The 16,371-nt window shown below is 40.7% G+C and carries 17 protein-coding genes and 1 other RNA gene; 4 read left to right on the top strand and 14 right to left on the bottom strand.

Annotation, left to right across the window (positions count from 1 at the left end; genetic code table 11):
* Positions 1–19 precede the first annotated feature (19 nt).
* The 11 genes from H6G76_RS19910 to H6G76_RS19960 all read right to left on the bottom strand — a co-directional run bounded on the left by H6G76_RS19910 (position 20) and on the right by H6G76_RS19960 (position 7,906).
* The gene (locus tag H6G76_RS19910) at positions 20–544 is read right to left on the bottom strand and encodes a DUF1634 domain-containing protein (RefSeq protein WP_190704405.1); all 525 of its coding nucleotides are present in this window, start codon (positions 542–544) and stop codon (positions 20–22) included.
* Between the two features lie 3 nt (positions 545–547).
* Positions 548–1,381, bottom strand: coding sequence for a TSUP family transporter (locus H6G76_RS19915; protein WP_190704408.1), 834 nt, complete (start codon positions 1,379–1,381; stop codon positions 548–550).
* Between the two features lie 189 nt (positions 1,382–1,570).
* The gene (locus tag H6G76_RS19920; protein ID WP_190704411.1) at positions 1,571–2,239 is read right to left on the bottom strand and encodes a hypothetical protein; all 669 of its coding nucleotides are present in this window, start codon (positions 2,237–2,239) and stop codon (positions 1,571–1,573) included.
* Between the two features lie 53 nt (positions 2,240–2,292).
* A complete protein-coding gene (locus H6G76_RS19925; RefSeq protein ID WP_190704414.1) occupies positions 2,293–2,928 on the bottom strand; it encodes a hypothetical protein in 636 nt (211 codons plus the stop codon).
* Between the two features lie 193 nt (positions 2,929–3,121).
* Entirely contained in the window at positions 3,122–3,823 is a 702-nt protein-coding gene (locus H6G76_RS19930) for a cadmium resistance transporter (RefSeq protein ID WP_190704417.1), read from the bottom strand.
* Positions 3,824–3,937: 114 nt separating this feature from the next.
* Positions 3,938–5,428, bottom strand: coding sequence for an APC family permease (locus H6G76_RS19935; protein ID WP_190704421.1), 1,491 nt, complete (start codon positions 5,426–5,428; stop codon positions 3,938–3,940).
* A 560-nt stretch (positions 5,429–5,988) separates the two neighbouring features.
* A complete protein-coding gene (queF, locus tag H6G76_RS19940) occupies positions 5,989–6,414 on the bottom strand; it encodes a preQ(1) synthase (RefSeq protein WP_190704423.1) in 426 nt (141 codons plus the stop codon).
* A gap of 131 nt (positions 6,415–6,545) precedes the next feature.
* On the bottom strand, positions 6,546–6,941 hold the full coding sequence (locus H6G76_RS19945) for a hypothetical protein (RefSeq protein ID WP_190704426.1): 396 nt from the start codon (positions 6,939–6,941) through the stop codon (positions 6,546–6,548).
* Between the two features lie 155 nt (positions 6,942–7,096).
* Positions 7,097–7,480, bottom strand: a complete 384-nt coding sequence (locus H6G76_RS19950) for a phasin family protein (protein WP_190704428.1) — start codon at positions 7,478–7,480, stop codon at positions 7,097–7,099.
* Between the two features lie 25 nt (positions 7,481–7,505).
* Positions 7,506–7,602: signal recognition particle sRNA small type (gene ffs, locus H6G76_RS19955), an RNA gene on the bottom strand.
* A 37-nt stretch (positions 7,603–7,639) separates the two neighbouring features.
* Positions 7,640–7,906, bottom strand: a complete 267-nt coding sequence (locus tag H6G76_RS19960; protein ID WP_190704526.1) for a YciI family protein — start codon at positions 7,904–7,906, stop codon at positions 7,640–7,642.
* Positions 7,907–8,005: 99 nt separating this feature from the next.
* Between H6G76_RS19960 and H6G76_RS19965 the strand changes: the two genes are divergently transcribed.
* Positions 8,006–8,554 (top strand): 2'-5' RNA ligase family protein, encoded by a 549-nt coding sequence (locus H6G76_RS19965; RefSeq protein WP_190704431.1) that lies wholly within the window; start codon positions 8,006–8,008, stop codon positions 8,552–8,554.
* Between the two features lie 203 nt (positions 8,555–8,757).
* On the opposite strand, the gene radC is transcribed toward H6G76_RS19965, so the two are convergent.
* Together radC and H6G76_RS19975 are read right to left on the bottom strand one after the other, a co-directional pair.
* Positions 8,758–9,489 carry a DNA repair protein RadC gene (gene radC / locus H6G76_RS19970; RefSeq protein WP_190704433.1) on the bottom strand — a complete coding sequence of 244 codons (732 nt, stop codon included), beginning with the start codon at positions 9,487–9,489 and terminating at the stop codon, positions 8,758–8,760.
* Between the two features lie 322 nt (positions 9,490–9,811).
* Complete coding sequence (locus H6G76_RS19975) at positions 9,812–10,750, bottom strand: phosphoribulokinase (protein ID WP_190704435.1); 939 nt, start codon at positions 10,748–10,750, stop codon at positions 9,812–9,814.
* A gap of 501 nt (positions 10,751–11,251) precedes the next feature.
* Here H6G76_RS19975 and H6G76_RS19980 point away from each other — a divergent pair.
* The 3 genes from H6G76_RS19980 (at position 11,252) to argJ (ending at position 14,516) form a co-directional block, all read left to right on the top strand.
* Positions 11,252–12,853 carry a peptide ligase PGM1-related protein gene (locus H6G76_RS19980; RefSeq protein WP_190704437.1) on the top strand — a complete coding sequence of 534 codons (1,602 nt, stop codon included), beginning with the start codon at positions 11,252–11,254 and terminating at the stop codon, positions 12,851–12,853.
* A gap of 21 nt (positions 12,854–12,874) precedes the next feature.
* The gene (locus H6G76_RS19985) at positions 12,875–13,099 is read left to right on the top strand and encodes a hypothetical protein (RefSeq protein ID WP_190704439.1); all 225 of its coding nucleotides are present in this window, start codon (positions 12,875–12,877) and stop codon (positions 13,097–13,099) included.
* A gap of 157 nt (positions 13,100–13,256) precedes the next feature.
* On the top strand, positions 13,257–14,516 hold the full coding sequence (gene argJ, locus H6G76_RS19990; protein ID WP_190704441.1) for a bifunctional ornithine acetyltransferase/N-acetylglutamate synthase: 1,260 nt from the start codon (positions 13,257–13,259) through the stop codon (positions 14,514–14,516).
* Between the two features lie 186 nt (positions 14,517–14,702).
* Here argJ and H6G76_RS19995 read toward each other — a convergent pair whose 3' ends face one another.
* Positions 14,703–16,295 carry an iron uptake porin gene (locus H6G76_RS19995; protein ID WP_190704443.1) on the bottom strand — a complete coding sequence of 531 codons (1,593 nt, stop codon included), beginning with the start codon at positions 16,293–16,295 and terminating at the stop codon, positions 14,703–14,705.
* Positions 16,296–16,371 lie beyond the last annotated feature (76 nt).

The raw sequence follows: 16,371 nt of genomic DNA on the forward strand, positions 1-16,371 counted from the left end.
TTTTCAAAAAAGTCGGGTATTATCTTGCAAGGCTATAAATCAAACTGGTCAGCACTACCAAGGTAATCATCACAAAGCTCCAGTTACGCATTTTAATGAAAGCAAATAAGGAAATTATTATCCGTAGGATAGGAGTAGCAACTAGAAGTAATAGTCCTAATTGAATAATGGCTCGGTCACTTCCTGCTAAAAGTGCTTGTACTATGCCATCCAAAGAGCGAAATTGCGACGGTTCTCCTCGGAAGAATTGATATCTAGCAGGTTCACTACCGTGGTGAACTAAGTAAATAATACCACCAAATAAAACTACAGCACTAGCAGTCAAAACCCCATATTTTAATAAATTACTTAGTAAATTCTCAAAGTTTTTTTCACTCTCGCTTTTAACAATATTTTTGTGTGAATCTGCACTATTAGTATTTTTAGAATGCTGTGTTAACGCTGCAATATCGCTATCAGGTTCTTCGGGCTGTAAAGATTCTACAACAACTTCGCTTTTAGGTATGAAAGTAAGCGATCGCCGAAATAAATCAAAAGACACCATCAATTACACCCCAATCACACTGTTGTAAACCATCTTCAGAGCCATTGCTATTAATACAAAACTGAAGATTATTCTTAAAACTTGCGTTTTAGCACCTATCAGAATTCTGGCTCCTAAAAAAGCTCCTGGTAGAACTCCCAACATTACAGGCATTGACAGCCCAGGGTCGATATAACCTCTAGCTAAATAAACCCCTGCTGAAGCGGCTGCTGTCACACCAATCATAAAATTACTGGTGGTTGTCGAGACTTTAAATGGAATACGCATGACGTTATCCATTGCTAAAACTTTAAATGCACCTGAACCAATACCAAGTAATCCTGAAATGATTCCAGATACAAACATGACAGCAAAACCAGCCGGAACAGCATGAACTTGATAAGCTATAAATCCATCCGCCGTTGGGTAAGCACCATTGAGTTCTAAATAATTGGCCAAGGCATCTTCTGATTCATTTTCTGGTTCTTGACGTTTTGGTTGTTGAGAGAGATATGCAGAATAAAGTAGGATAATTGCTAGCACAATAGTTAGTGCTTTGACAGAAAAATTAGTAGCAATAATAGCTCCTATAATAGCACCTGTAGTTGTTGCTACTTCTAAAAACATTCCCAGCCGTAAATTTGTATAACCTTGTTTAATATATGTAGATGCTGCCCCTAAAGAAGTGGCAATTACAGATACTAAAGATGCGCCAACAGCATAGCGGATATCGACACCAAATACTGAAGTTAATAAAGGAACAATTACAACTCCACCGCCTAACCCAGTTAATGCACCTATTAACCCGGCGGTAAATGAACCCACCCAAACTAATAAAGAAAATTCCAGAATATTCACAGGTTAAGCCTCTTAAGCTGTTAATCACTTAATTTGCAGTTTAGACCGCAGGGGAGATGAGGAGCAGAGGTGCAGGGGAGAGGATTTAAGTCATTAATTCATAATTTTAGTAGTGCTGTTTGTATGCTGAACAGCTTACCAAGATTATATTTGTAGAGACGTTAGATGTAACGTCTCTACAAATATGTTTTAATCAGCTTCTTCTTCGCCACCTACAGGAACATCAGGAACTCTAAAAGCAATATTTCTTGAGGACACATTGGGAATATACCAGTTAATATCACCAGACTTGTAGAATTTACTGGGAGAAATATTTAATTCCAATGCTCCTGTTTCGGGATCGTTCTTAGCTATCAATTGTGTTCCTTTGAAGATTTTGATAGCTACAGCACCTTCGATTTGTTGATTGGTATCAGTATTTTGGCTATTAAGTTTGGTGTCGTTTGGTAGATAAATACCTTGACAATCCCATTGCTCTGGTGTTGTTTGACCAGCACCTAAAAAATAGAGTGTATTATCGTAGGATGTTTTCGGTTTTTTGGGTTTAGGTCCGTAAACAGCTATTGTTTTGTCTGTTTCATTACGACATTGACTCCAATTAATACCTTTTTCTAAAGCATATTGCTGAAACGATAATTCCTCGATTTTTTTCTGAAGGTCTTCATCTGTCAACGGTTCTGATGTTTCTTTTCCAGACTCTACTGCTGCTAATTGCTCTTTCAGGAGATCGAGTGATTTTTTTACCTCTACATAATCAGGGCTTTTGGTAATTTTTGGTGGGTCTGCTAATGAAGGTTGAGCGAACATAAAGTTCAGCACAATAATTAAAATCAGCAAAAGGTAGTTAAATAATTTCATGGTTTTCCTCTTGAAAACATATCATTCATTCTCAGAAGCTAAATCTGTTTGCTTTAGTCTTCTATGGGAGCATTAGGAACTTGTGCGTTGATATCTACTGTAGATAGATTAGGAATTTGCCAAGTAGTTTCAGTTGGTTTGAACACTTTTGCAGGAGGAACATTTAACTCAATAGCACCTGTTTGTGGGTTTGTTTGAGCAATTAGCTGAGTTCCTGGTACAAATTTCAACGCGAGGGGTTCTGTTAATTCTTGTCCTTGGGTATCGCCAGGAATTAAGCCTGCAATTTTGACTCCGGCTGGTAAATAAACACCATCACAGTTCCATTCGTCGTTGGTGATTTTATTGTTGCCTAAATAGTAAAGACTTGGCTCTTGATTTTTCTTGGCTTTATGGGCATAAACTGCTAAATTCTGTCCAGTTAAATTACGACATTGCCCCCATTCTAAAGCTGTTTCCAGAATATATTTTTGCAGTTTAAGTTCGCCTGTTTTCTGTTCAATTTGTTCTGGGGTATATCCTGATTCTTCTGGAGATAATTTGGCTTGGGTAAGTTCATTAATTGCTTGTTGAACTTCTGCATAATCAGGAGTTTGTGTCAGTATTGGCGGGTCAGCCCAAGCGGGTTTGGCGATCAAAAAGTTAACTAAAAGTGTGAAAGCCAATAACAATGTTTTAAACAATTTCATGATTTTCTCCTGATAACTTAAATTCGTCTTTATTTAGACGTTATCACTAGATGATGGATACTACTATCAATCAAAATACAAATTTATCAACCAATTCTGACAAAGAGAAGAAAATTTTGACTGCAAAGATAGACAACATTTATACTAGAATTGGTCAGTTTAGATATTACCAGTTACTTAGTTTTAGGCTAAATTAGTTTTCTTCGACTTCTACCTTAGGTTTATATTTTTTGACTATACCCATGATGCAGATACAACTTGCTACTAAAGCCAGAGGATTTAATGCACCACTTTCTAAGATGATGTAAACTCCTAAGCCAACCAAAACGAAGGGAACAAGATTACTCCCATAGCGGGTAAGGATATCGGCAATATTTCTTTGGTTAATTAGTTTGTAGCTTGCATAGCACCAAACTCCTACAAGTAAAAAAAAGATGATGAGAATTATCAGCAGTTTGATGATATTACTATTAGCAAACAACGGCATATAAATACTTATATTATCGCTACCGTTGGCGACTGTAATTGCTGCCACACTATAGGTCTGGGGAGAAACTAAACTTGAAAAAGGGGATGTTTTAGTCTGTTGCAATTCTTCTTTTTCTGTGTCTGAATCATCATTATCTTGATTTATCCAGGTACTAATACCAATTGCTATAGGGACTAATCCCAGAAGCCCTATCCACTGTTTTGGTAAGATTAAACCACCAAAAAAACCAGTAAGGCTGGCAATTACTAAGAGGCTGAATCCGAGAAACTGCCCTATAACAATATGCCGCGAACGGAAATTGCTGTTGGTTTGAGAAAACCACAATGACAAAATTACTAAATCATCTAGATTAGTTGCTGTAAACGCTGTTATTCCTGTAGGAATTGCGGTAATTAATTCTTCCATCGCGCACTTGAGGGTTTTGGATGTTCAATTTATCAATAGCTATAAGTTATTGTTTGTAGTTAGCTTCCAATAAACTACGCATGACAAATAATAATTGACTTTTTATTTACGGTGTTACCGCTTCGGTTTGCCGTTGGTATCGCTATCAAATCTAATATGAATAGCTTCGATAGATTTGACCATTTTTTTGACCATTTTTGGCGATCGCAATCTTTGAACAACGAACCATCCACCAGCAATGGCAATATAGACTAAAAACAGGTAAGGAAACAGATTATAAGGTGCTTCGGGAACTGGGAACATTGTACTACCAGGGATTCCCACGCTGCCTAACAATGGAATAAACATAAATCCGATTGCTATCAGGGAGAATACGATATCTCTGCGCTGTAGGCTGTTGATTTTGTAAAGGTAAATTGGTGCAGCTATAGAGATTAAGATGTAAACGGTGACAAATCCGAAACTAGCGATCGCACCTAGATAACCCATACTCTCAAAGAGTTTGATTTGAAATAAGGCCATCAGCGCCGGGATCAAAAATGTCAACAGAGAACACATCGTGACAGCAATATGAGGCGTTTTATTCGATGTGTGTGTATCTCCTAACTTGGCATGAAATAAACCATGACGCGCCATCAAAAAGAAAATTCTCGCGGCGGGATTAATACTACCCAAGACACAAGCAAAGAAGCTAGCCAGCGCACCTAAGCCAACTAACTCACCCAGCCAACCTAAACCTATTTGTTGTGAGAGATAAGCCAGAGGTTCTTCTGTCTTGGTAATATCTACTCCTGAGTTGCGAAAAGCTAGCACTTCTATATATGTAGTGCAGATATAGAATAATCCTGCAAGAATCACACTTCCAATAACTGACCGAGGAATAGTTTTTAAGGGGCTTTTTGCTTCATCACCTAAACTTGTTGCACTTTCAAAGCCTGAGAAGGCAAACATTACCAATACAAGTCCTGTTGCTAGGCTACCTGGTTGAACACCACTTAAAGTAATCTGGGGCATATCTAATGCAAAACCGTGATGCGCCCAAATAATTACACATAAAACTCCAATCAGTGCGATGGATATGCCTTCCATCCACAGCATAGCGACTGCGGAAAGTTGAATATCTTTGTAACCTGCATACCAAGCAATCCCCGCACCTAGAGCTAGTAGGCTGATACTAGAGGGGTGAATTCCTAAATAACCAATTAATGTGCTGCTGAAGTTGGCAAAACCACACAACACCGACATTGCTGTAAACAGGTAAGCCAAAACCAAACTCCAACCGCAGATAACGCCTGCTGTCGGGCCAAGTCCTTTGACAATGTAAGAGTAAAGAGAACCAGGTGAAGCAGAACGGCTAGCAAATTGATTGATATTGATGCTAACAAATACCAGTCCCACCAAACCGATAACCATACTTAACCAAGTACCGTTACCTGCAAGGGCAACAATTAAACCGACGTTGGATGCCGGAATGGTTGTCGGTGCGATAACGGCAAAAGATTGTGCTAAAACTTCGCCAAAAGAAAGACAGTGTGATTTCAAGCCATGAAAACTTTGTTGTGAGACTTTTTCCTGGTTTGCATTTATCTTAAATTCACTGGACATCAATAACACCCCTGGTTTTCTGAGTATTTGCGTTTACTCAGCTTGTACTCGTAGTATTTTTAGCCAGCGATCGCTATCACTACGTGTGATTTAAGTTATCGTCCTGAATAAGTAAATGCAAATAGTTTTTCTTTTTGAATTAATAAATATAACTAATGAAACTTAATTTCTCTTTATTTTTGCTTTAAATAAGCTTAAAAAAACGCATAAATATTGAAATTTCGTAACAATTACTTATTATATTTTGGTTTATAAAGTTGTAATTAAAAATACTTTTTTTTCTTTTTTTATTGTGTATTAATTTGTATATTTTATAATTTAGTTTTAATATTAAAATACTACTTTAAATCACTCGAATTTATGTATTTACTATAAAAATTATATAGCTATCAGTAACTAGTTAAGCAAAGTTGGTAGGCTCACAATACCTTTCGGTTAAGGGGGAAAGGGTAAAATTCAAAGATAAATAAGCGATCGCAAAATTTTTCTAGTCGCAAAAGTGCCAAAACAGAAGCCTGAAAGCAATCTTCCTCTCAGGCTTCTTTGTATGTATCTGGTGTTTAATTTGCTGATGATTTCTGGTGATGCACTTCAATAACTGTATGCACATTTCCACGAGGAGCAAAATCTGCTTTGACTGTGATTTCTAAGGGGTCACAAGCAGCAACGATATCATCTAGAATTTGATTTGCCGATTCTTCGTGGGAAATATAGCGATCGCGATAACTGTTAATGTAAAGCTTAATCGCTTTTAGTTCCACAACTCGCTCATCTGGCACATAAGTCACGTGAATTGTGGCAAAGTCAGGATAGCCAGAAAATGGGCATTTACACGTAAATTCAGGCAAAGTAATATTGATATGATATCGTCTGCCGACACGCGGATTAGGAAAAGTTATTAATTTCCCTTCTTCAATGTTGCGTTCGCCATATTTTAGTTCTTGGTTAGGCACAGATGTAGTTTCAGCTAAATAGTCATTTGTCATTTGTTATTTGTCATGAGTCAAGGGTCAATAGTCAATCGTCAAGGGTCAAGGGTCAATAGTCAATGGTAATTTGCCATTTGTGATTCTCACTTTTCCCCCTTGCACCCTGCGCCCTGCCCCCTTGCCTCTTCCTACTCTTGCTCCCAGTCGGGACAATTTTTATCATCCCAACCGTGCGGATGCATGGCACAAACTAATAAATTACTGCCATAAACTTGACCGTGGTAGTTTGTACAGCCTACGCAAGCAGGGTTCTGTTCTGGTGTAGCTTCAACTGTATAGGGAAAACCCGGATCTGCATCTGTCACCACATCTTCAAGATCCCAGTAAATTTCTAAGAAAGGTGCAGATATCTCTTGTAAGTACTGTTCTACTTCGGTGGCAAGGTTATTTTGCACTTGCTCCGTCAATTCTTCTGTCAGTTCAAAAAAGGCATCTACCATTTCATTCATTCCTTGAAAGAATCGGTCTACTTCCTCGGCGACTGTTTCCACGATTCCCAATAAATCTTTTTGCCACTCTTCCATAAATTTGACACTCTTCCTGGCTATAAAATTAGGATACTAACAGCCACCCAAATTGAAGTACGCTTAGTAAATTTTAGGCAGCGTAGGTTACGAGTTTTTGGGTGTGACACTATACCAAAATGCTATTGACTGCTGATAGAGATAAAAACTGCTGTTTATTGATCGCGTTGCAATTTTCGTAACTCTTCTTGCAGTTTTAGCACTTGGTCGCGCAAGTTATCCACATTTTCGGGTGAGGTCTCTTTTATCGTTGGCTCTTCGTCTTCCTCTAAGATTTCGATGCGGCGAGGTTCAGAAGAAGTTGTTTTTTCAGAGTTCTCAGTAGGGACAGGTGCTTGTTGAGCTTGTTTCATCATGTCTTCAACAAAGCGACGGGCTTCTTCAGTGTTCATTTCGCCCTTTGCCACCATTTCATCTGCCAGCTTTTGGACTTGCGATCGCAATTCGGCTAATTTCCCTCCCGCTTTCTCACCCGCGTAAGAAGCTAACCCAACACCGAGGTAAAAAGCTTTTTGTACAATATCTCCAAAGCCAGGCATTGCTGCTGATCGCTCCTAAAAATAGGGCGACCCGGAGACTACGCCTACTACAAGCATCCCGTATTGCTGCTACCTTCCGGTTCTGACAAGATTTAGGCGTTGCAGTCGCATAGATCCAGGTCTAAAGAAATCATAACACTAAAAGTCAGTATTTGTGTCCTACTCGACAACAATTTTCCATTCGTAAAGCTGGTAGCTGACGCAGCCATTTTTTACCAAGGGATCACCAGCCACAATTGCTTGTGCTTCCTCCATAGAAGCGGCCTCAAACAATAACATCCCTCCACCCATTTTCGCCCAATACCCTGAACGGGCTTTATATCCTTTGGCGATTAACTCTTGTACGTAAGCTTTGTGGGCAGGTATATATTGGTCAAAGATAGATTTATCTACCTTTCCTTCCTCTAACTTCACAAACCACGGCATTTTGTTAGCAACCTCGCTGCGCTGCGGTATCTTCAATAATATAGTTGTAATCTTTTCTCGGCATTCGCTACTCAGTGTCAATTTAAAATCCAAACTGGAATGAACCGCTTTTTCGTTGCCCTTCTCCCACCGCAAGATATTCAAGATTACGCCAACCAAATTAAGCAATATTTTGCTGATAACTACGCCAGTCGTCATGCCCAAAAATCGCCGCCTCACATTACACTACAACCGCCATTTGAATGGGCAAATGATCAAGTGTCACGTTTAGAAGCATCTTTAAGAGAATTTGCTAGCCAACAAAAGTCATTACAAGTAACACTCAGTGGATTTAGTGCTTTTGCTCCCCGCGTTATCTATATTGATGTGGTGAGAAGCCAAGAACTGTTGCAATTACAAGCAGCTTTAATGGCACACATGGAAACGGACTTAGGTATTGTCGACGAGGTTGGTAAAAAGCGTCCTTTTGCACCCCACATGACAGTAGCGTTTCGAGATTTAACAAAGCAAAATTTTAAAGCTGCTTGGCCAGAGTTTGAAAATCGTGAACTGCATTTTGAGTTCGCGGCTGACAAGTTAACGCTATTAATTCATGATGGTAAACGCTGGAATATTAAATCAGAGTTTGCTTTTTTGAGTGGTGAATAATTGCAAATATTTCTTGTGGTGCGGATATTTTTGCCCCTCTTGCAAAACTCTTTTTGCAAGAGGGGCAAAGGGAAAGGGTTTTTTCTTATCCCTTTACCCTTTCCCCCTTACCCTTTTCCCGACTTCTGCAAGAAGTCTACTACTCACTTAGGACGGGCAGGATGCCCATCCGACAATTGAGGACAATTATTTGTTGAAAATCTCTAATCACCTTGAGGATATTCATTCCACAAGGTTGTAATATCGCGTAGGCTTTGGTGGTTGCCATTACCTAAAATCAAATGATCTAGCAGAGGTATACTTAACAATTGCGCTCCTGCTAACAATTGACGCGTTAGTTCTATATCTTCTTGGCTAGGTTCAACGTTACCAGAAGGGTGGTTGTGAGCTACTATTGCTCGTGTTGCGCCTTGACGAATTACTTCTCGAAAAATTTCTCTCGGAGAAGCTAAAGTTTCAGTTGCGGTACCGATGGTAATTACTTGCGTACCTAACAAGCGGTTCTTGACATCTAATAACAATACCGCAAAACGTTCTTGTGTCTGCCACATTAAGTCTTGACTCAGTGCCGCCGCCGCCGCCATTGGACTCTCGATTGGTGTCCGGTCTAAAGGACGAGATTGAAAGGCACGTTTGCCAAGTTCTACCGCCGCTAAAATAGTCGTGGCTTTTGCTGGGCCGATACCCGGAATTTGCATGAGTTCAGCAGGTGTAACTTCTCGCAGCACTGCTAATGGGTCACGCTGATGTTTGCTTAGTTCTTGTAAAAGATATTGCCCCAAACCCACTGCTGAGAGTTTACCTGGCCCTTGACCTGTGCCTAAGAGAATTGCAATTAACTCTGCTGTCGCTAAAATTTTCGGGCCATGCGTCATTAATCGCTCACGCGGACGTTCATTTGTCGGGATATCGGCAATTCTGAGGCAATAGGTCATATAACAACTAAACAACTAAATACAGATGCAACTAACTTTAGTTATCCCTTGTTTGCGCTCATAATTATCTTGAGTTGAGAAAATCTTTAATTTTGGTAGGTTGTCTGTTTTCTATTTATCTTGGTCTTAAAGTTTACATGGATGAGCATTATAGAAACTCATAATAGTTTTATAGATGATTAAAATACAGAAAAGAAGGTGCATTGCGCGTTGCGACAACACACCATAATTTTGTTTTATGTTTGATTAATTACACTTACTTAATATCTAAGTAATAGCTTTTACTCACAGTCTCATCACTAGTAATTAATTTTTAAAGTTTTTATTGATACATTTGCGTTGCCTTCAGCATATGGTAAGTAATGATTAACTGTGTCAGAGCTAAAGGATAACTTTGTAAGATTTCTCCGGTTGTGCCTGCAACTTTACCTAGTTCAGGATTACTTTCACGATCGCATATATTTCGCAAGTGCGGCATATCGGAACAGATAATATGTTCTAGTTTGTTCACTTGTTCTGAGGTGGCGTGACCGTCTACTTCTAATACATCTACTGGTTTACTCATATCGCGGTCTAGCCCTAAGCGAATCGCTGACCCAGAATTACCATTAGTTAAATTAATAATCGGGGTAAAATCTGGATGCGGAATTGTAGGACGCAATACTAAACGCACGTTGAGGTGTCCGTTGTTTTCTTCTATATCTTCGTTGGGTGGATAAAAACTTACTACTATATCTGACCATTGTCGCTGGGGACGGATAAATTGCTCTGAGTCTGGTTCGCGCTTTTCTAATTCTGCTAATACCTGTTCTGGGGTGTAGCCTCGTTTTTGAGTGTCTCGTTTAACTTTCCAGTTGGCGCGTAAGCTTTCTGGTGGTGCTAGGTAAACTTTCACGTCATAACAGCCACGAGCGGTCAGGGTAGAATAACCAAGCAATCCTTCAATGATGACAAATTTACTCGGCTTGATGTACTGTGGTGGCTCGAATGTCCCGGTTTTGTGGCTATAAATTGGCTTGAGAATTGGCTGCCCTGTGCGTAGTAGTGACAGGTGCTGCTGCATAATATCTAAATAGTTGCAATCAGGGTGTAAGGCTGTAATGCCAATTTCTGCACGTTGCTGGCGATCGTAACGGTGGTAATCATCTGTACAGATAATTGTGACATTTTCTGGCCCTAGTATCTGAGCAATCCCTTTGGTTAAGGTTGTTTTTCCGGCTGCGCTATCACCGACAATCCCAAGAATTATTGGACGGCTCATGACACACCCCCGATATTAAAAAGTTAGTAATAAATTTTGCAGAGACCGTTTTTTTATTTTAAAGGGCAAGTAGCCTAGAAATTAGGGAAAAATCTTAACTGCAACATCTCTATACATAAAGATGTTTGTGTGAGCATTTCTTGACTAATTAATAAAAAGTCTGAGGCTAATGTGAAAACTTTTTGTTGGTTATATCTGTTCTGTATAAAGATGCGTCAAACTAGATAACGAACCACAAAGGACGCAAAGGTCACAAAGAAATAACAGATAAAAAATTCGGTGCAACTTCACAAAGAAATATTACTTGCGATCGCCATCTTTTTATCCATTCATTTTTCCTACTTTAGGGGCATAGTCAACAAATTGCCTAAATCTCTACTATGGCATTAGTAAAAGTTAATATTCGCAGTCAAGAAGTATTAAGCGTCAGTTATATATAGCTGACTGTGCGTTATACCGAAGATATACGGCAGTGTCGGGGATCATTATGGGGTAAGGGTTATGGTAACTTTAAATGTGTCTGAGTTGGGTCAGATTGATCAGTTTCGCCGTTTGCAGTCAACTTTGCGCGATCGCTGGAAAACTATCGAGCTATTTGATAATAGTGAAGCAGATATATTGGTTGTTCCCTCCCTCAGCATTGATCAGCGCGAACTCCGCAAAATTGAAGGCTGTGAACATTATGAAGAGAGATTATTATTTTCTTTGATGCGGTTGCGGAATCCCCGTACTAGGCTAATTTATGTGACATCCATGCCACTGCATCCAAGTATTATTGATTATTATTTACAATTATTACCAGGAATTCCATTTTCTCATGCCCGCAATCGTTTATTACTGCTTTCAACTTATGATTCTTCTCTTAAACCACTCACCCAAAAAATTTTAGAACGTTCCAGATTACTTGATAGAATTCAGCAAGCTTTAAGGCTAGAAAAAGCCTTTATGATTTGCTATAACTCCACTGATTTAGAGGCAGAATTGTCTTTAAAATTAAATGTGCCATTATATGCAGCCGCACCAGATTTGCAAATTTGGGGAACGAAAAGTGGTAGTCGGCAAATTTTTGGCGAAAGCGAAGTGCCATATCCCGATGGTAGTGACTTGATGTGGAAACCTGAAGATTTAGCCCAAGCGGCGGCTGATTTGTGGGAACGCCAGCCAAAGTTACAACGGATGGTAGTCAAACTTAATGAAGGCATTTCAGGAGAAGGAAACGCCTTGCTAGATTTACGACCAATCATGAATTTAGCACCAGGGCAAGCTTCTCATGAGCAAAGAGTAACAGCAATTGGCGATCGCTTTTCCTCATTACGCTTTCAAGCTAAGAAAGAAAGTTGGGCAAATTTTTCCGGGCGTATTACTGAATTAGGCGCAATTGCCGAAGCATTTGTGGAAGGTGAAATCAAGCGTTCGCCTAGTGTGCAAGGACGCATTACACCCACAGGCGAAGTCGAAATCCTCTCTACCCACGACCAAATTCTCGGCGGGCCAGATGGACAGATTTATTTAGGATGTCGCTTTCCAGCCGATGAACGCTATCGTTTGCAACTGCAACAATTAGGCTTAAAAGTTGGCAGAAAATTAGCTGAAAAAGGCGCGCTAGAAAGATTTGGCGTTGATTTTATCACCGTTGACAAAGGCGATGGCGATTGGGATATTCAGGCAATTGAAATTAATCTGCGTAAAGGTGGGACTACCCATCCTTTCATGACACTCAAATTATTAACTAACGGTCGTTATGACCTGTCTACGGGATTATTTTACTCTCAACAAGGTCGTCCTAAATATTACGTTGCCACTGATAATCTGCAAAAAGACCGCTATCGGGGATTGTTACCTAATGATTTGATGGATATTATCGCCCATCATCGCTTGCATTTTGATAGCGGTACAGAAACAGGCACAGTCTTTCATTTGATGGGTTGCTTATCACAATTTGGTAAACTGGGATTAACCAGTATTGGTGATTCTCCTCAGCAGGCAGAAGACATATATAACAAAGTTGTCAAAGTATTGGATGACGAAACCCGCAGCGACAATCAAAATTTTCCGTTATTTTCTGATTACACGTTTCCCTTAGGTTGGGATGGGTATAGCTAGGGAGTAGGTGACAGGTGATAGGTGACAGGTGACAGGGAAAGTCCCGTTCATCGAATGTATCGCCCTGCATTGTTAATGTATCGTCCTGCATTGTTAATGTATCGCCTTACATTGTTAATGCATCGTCCTGCATTGTTAATGCATCGTCCTGCATTGTTAATGTATCGTCCTGCATTGTTAATGTATCGCCTTACATTGTTAATGTATCGCCTTACATTGTTAATGCATCGACTTGTATGGCAATAGCCAAGGTAGTCAGGACATTACGTAGATCATAAAGCTTAGACACCAAAAGGCTTTTAACCCTATCACCTGTAACCTGTAACCTGTAACCTATCACCTGTTCCCTTTAATTGGTATAATCGCCAGTCAAGTCGCTATCTAGTTGTAAGGGGAAGTTAAAATGGCAGACTGGCAGGAAATTACTGGTGGTGTGACAGCGCCAAGGGGATATAAAGCCGCAGGTATCACCGCAGGATTAAAACCGTCGGGATTGCCAGATTTAGCTTTGATAATATCTGATGTAGAGGCGATCGCAGCTGGTGTATTTACAACTTCTCACGTCAAAGCCGCCTGTGTAGATTATTGTCGTCAATGCTTGCAAAATAAACAGAGTGCTGTTGCCATTCTCTGCAACGCTGGACAAGCCAACGCGGCCACAGGTATTCAGGGTGTGCGTGATGCAGATGAAAGTGCTGAATTGTTAGCTAAAGAATTAAATATTTCCCCAGAATTGATTTTGTTAGCCTCTACTGGTGTGATTGGTCAACGCATTAAGATGGATGCTATGCGTAGCGGTATTCCCAAACTAGTAGCAGCACTCTCCGAGACAGGTTCAGATGCGGCTGCTGGGGCAATTATTACTACAGATTTAGTCACAAAATCTATTGCGCTAGAAACAATTATAAGCGATCGCCCCGTCAGAATTGGTGGTATTGCCAAGGGTTCCGGAATGATTCACCCTAACATGGCGACTATGCTGGCATTTGTCACCTGTGATGCGGCTGTTTCTCCGCACCTTTGGCAGCAAATGTTGAGTCGGGCAGCAGATAAAAGCTTTAATTCGATTACCGTAGATGGTGATACAAGCACCAACGACAGCTTAATTGCTTTAGCAAATGGTCAATCTCGCACCCCTGCAATTACCGAGATGGGTGCAGAAGCCGAGAAATTAGAGGCTATGTTAACAGCAGTATGCCAGCATTTAGCCAAAGCGATCGCGCGGGATGGTGAAGGTGCAACTTGTCTTATAGAAGTACAAGTTACAGGAACCCATGATGACCTCGCAGCCAGACAAATCGCCAAAACCATTGCTGGTTCATCTTTAGTTAAGTCTGCAATCTTTGGGCGTGACCCCAACTGGGGACGCATCGCCGCCGCCGCCGGGCGTGCAGGTGTACCATTTGAGCAAGACAACTTGCAAGTTAAATTAGGCAATTTCTTGCTTTTAGAAAATGGTCAACCTCTGCAATTTGACCGTGCAGCCGCCAGTGCATATTTAAAACAAGCTGCTGCTGATTATTCTAGCAATATCAAAACCCAAAGATTAGATAATCCTGTAATCATTGCCGTTAACGTTGGTAATGGTCATGGTGTAGGTAAAGCTTGGGGCTGTGATTTAAGTTATGACTACGTGAAAATCAATGCTGAGTACACAACCTAGTAAATCTTCAGTAGGGTGTGTTATGGCGTTAGCGTAACGCACCATATATATTATGTGGCGGTGCGTTAGGCACTTTGATAATTTTTTTTTAATAATTCATCTCAAAAGTATGCGCCTAACACACCCTAGATCTTATACCTTTTAATTCTGTAACCTATAACCTGTCACCTACCGTACTCAGCCAGTTCAAAAATCAAAGGTTGTCCGAACTACGCCTACATATTGAGTATCATTGTTGCTATTATTTTCTGGGTTAAGAACGACCCAAAAGCCAGGAGTCACAGAGATATTATCGTTAACTCGCCAACGATAGAAAGCTTCGATGTGATAAGAGGTATCACCCTCGTCACGCACATCGCTGTGAGTTACACGTGGTGGTAAACCAAAAAGAACTCCTGGCAAATTGCCCTTACCGCCGACATCGGGAAACGATAGACCAACCGCACCGAACCAAGCGTTAGCATTGTTACCACTGTTTACGAACAGAGAATCTGTGCCACCTCTGCCATTAGAAACATTGCTGAAACCAGAGTTTTCGGCGGTTGTCCAGATATATCCACCCCAAGCGTGAACCTGGAAATTTGGCGAAAAGCGATAGTATCCTTGAGTGCCGACGATGTTGTTAGAAGTCGCAATGCTTTCGCCGAAAGGAGCATTTGCTAGAAGGCTACCTGTTCCAGCTGCCACCTCAACTGTTCCACTAGGGCTATAACCGTGAGAGTAAGCCACACCAATAGCTCCTTGCTCACCATAATAGGCTAAGTGCGCTAGGGCATTGTAGCCGCCGTCAAATAGTCCGTTCTTAGCTGATGGGGTATTGGGACTGCTTGCTAAATAGCCGACGGTAAGCACCAAGTCTTTAGTAATGTTCCAGTTAGCGGCAGCACCACCGCCACCTCGCCGGAATAAGGGACTGTATGAACCAAATAGCGAAGGCACCCCATTGCCATCGTCAGCGATCGTGGGGGGAGTGACGGTAGTTGAAATGTCGGTATAACCAATGCCTGTAGGGCCGACAACGAAAGAGAGGGAATCACTAACTGGAAAGTAGTAACGGATGTGGGGTACAATCAGAGTATTGTTGCTGTCATAATCGAAGTTTAAACGCGTCATCCCTGTGCCTGTTGCAGCAGCAATTTGACTTGTGCCATTGCTATTCGCAAAGTTGCCAAACTCTAGCCGGACTCGCAATAAATCTTCGCCAGTGAAACTGCTTTCTAAATTGAGACGACCGCGAGTGGCAAAGTAGGTGGTAGATTCATCGCGTGTACCTCCTACTCTATTGCCAAAGGTATCACTAACGGCGGTAATAATTTGAGCATTCAGCCTAGTAGTAGTGGAAAACTGTTGTTGTTCAAGTGTTTCTGTAGTTGCTTCTAAAGTATCTACCCGACCGCGCAGGGTTGCTAATTCTGCGGCAAAGTCTTCTTGTAATTTTTGTAATACTGATAAGTCTTCTTTACGGACTAAATCGCTAGTAGATGTGGCAATTAGTTCGTTGATCCGATCTAAGCAAGCATTTAAACCTGCGGCAAATTCATAACGAGTTAAAGCGCGATCGCCGCGATAAGTAGAATTAGGATAACCGGCAATACAGCCGTAGCGTTCAATTAATGATTGCAATGCACTAAATGCCCAATCTGTTGGTTGGACATCAGAAAATTGGGAAACAGATGTGACTTGTCCTTGCAAGGTTGTATTAACATCTGAAGATTCTGCCCAGACTGCTGGAGATGCTAACAATAAAAGCGAAAAACTAGATAGAAAATATTTCCACATTGGATTTACTAAAGTATTTGGTGAAATTGGGAAATCTCTTTCTAACGCAAAGGTACGCGGAGGTTAGCGCAGAGGT

Origin of the sequence: Nostoc sp. FACHB-152, assembly GCF_014697475.1 — a bacterium.
Taxonomy (GTDB): Bacteria; Cyanobacteriota; Cyanobacteriia; order Cyanobacteriales; family Nostocaceae; genus Nostoc_B.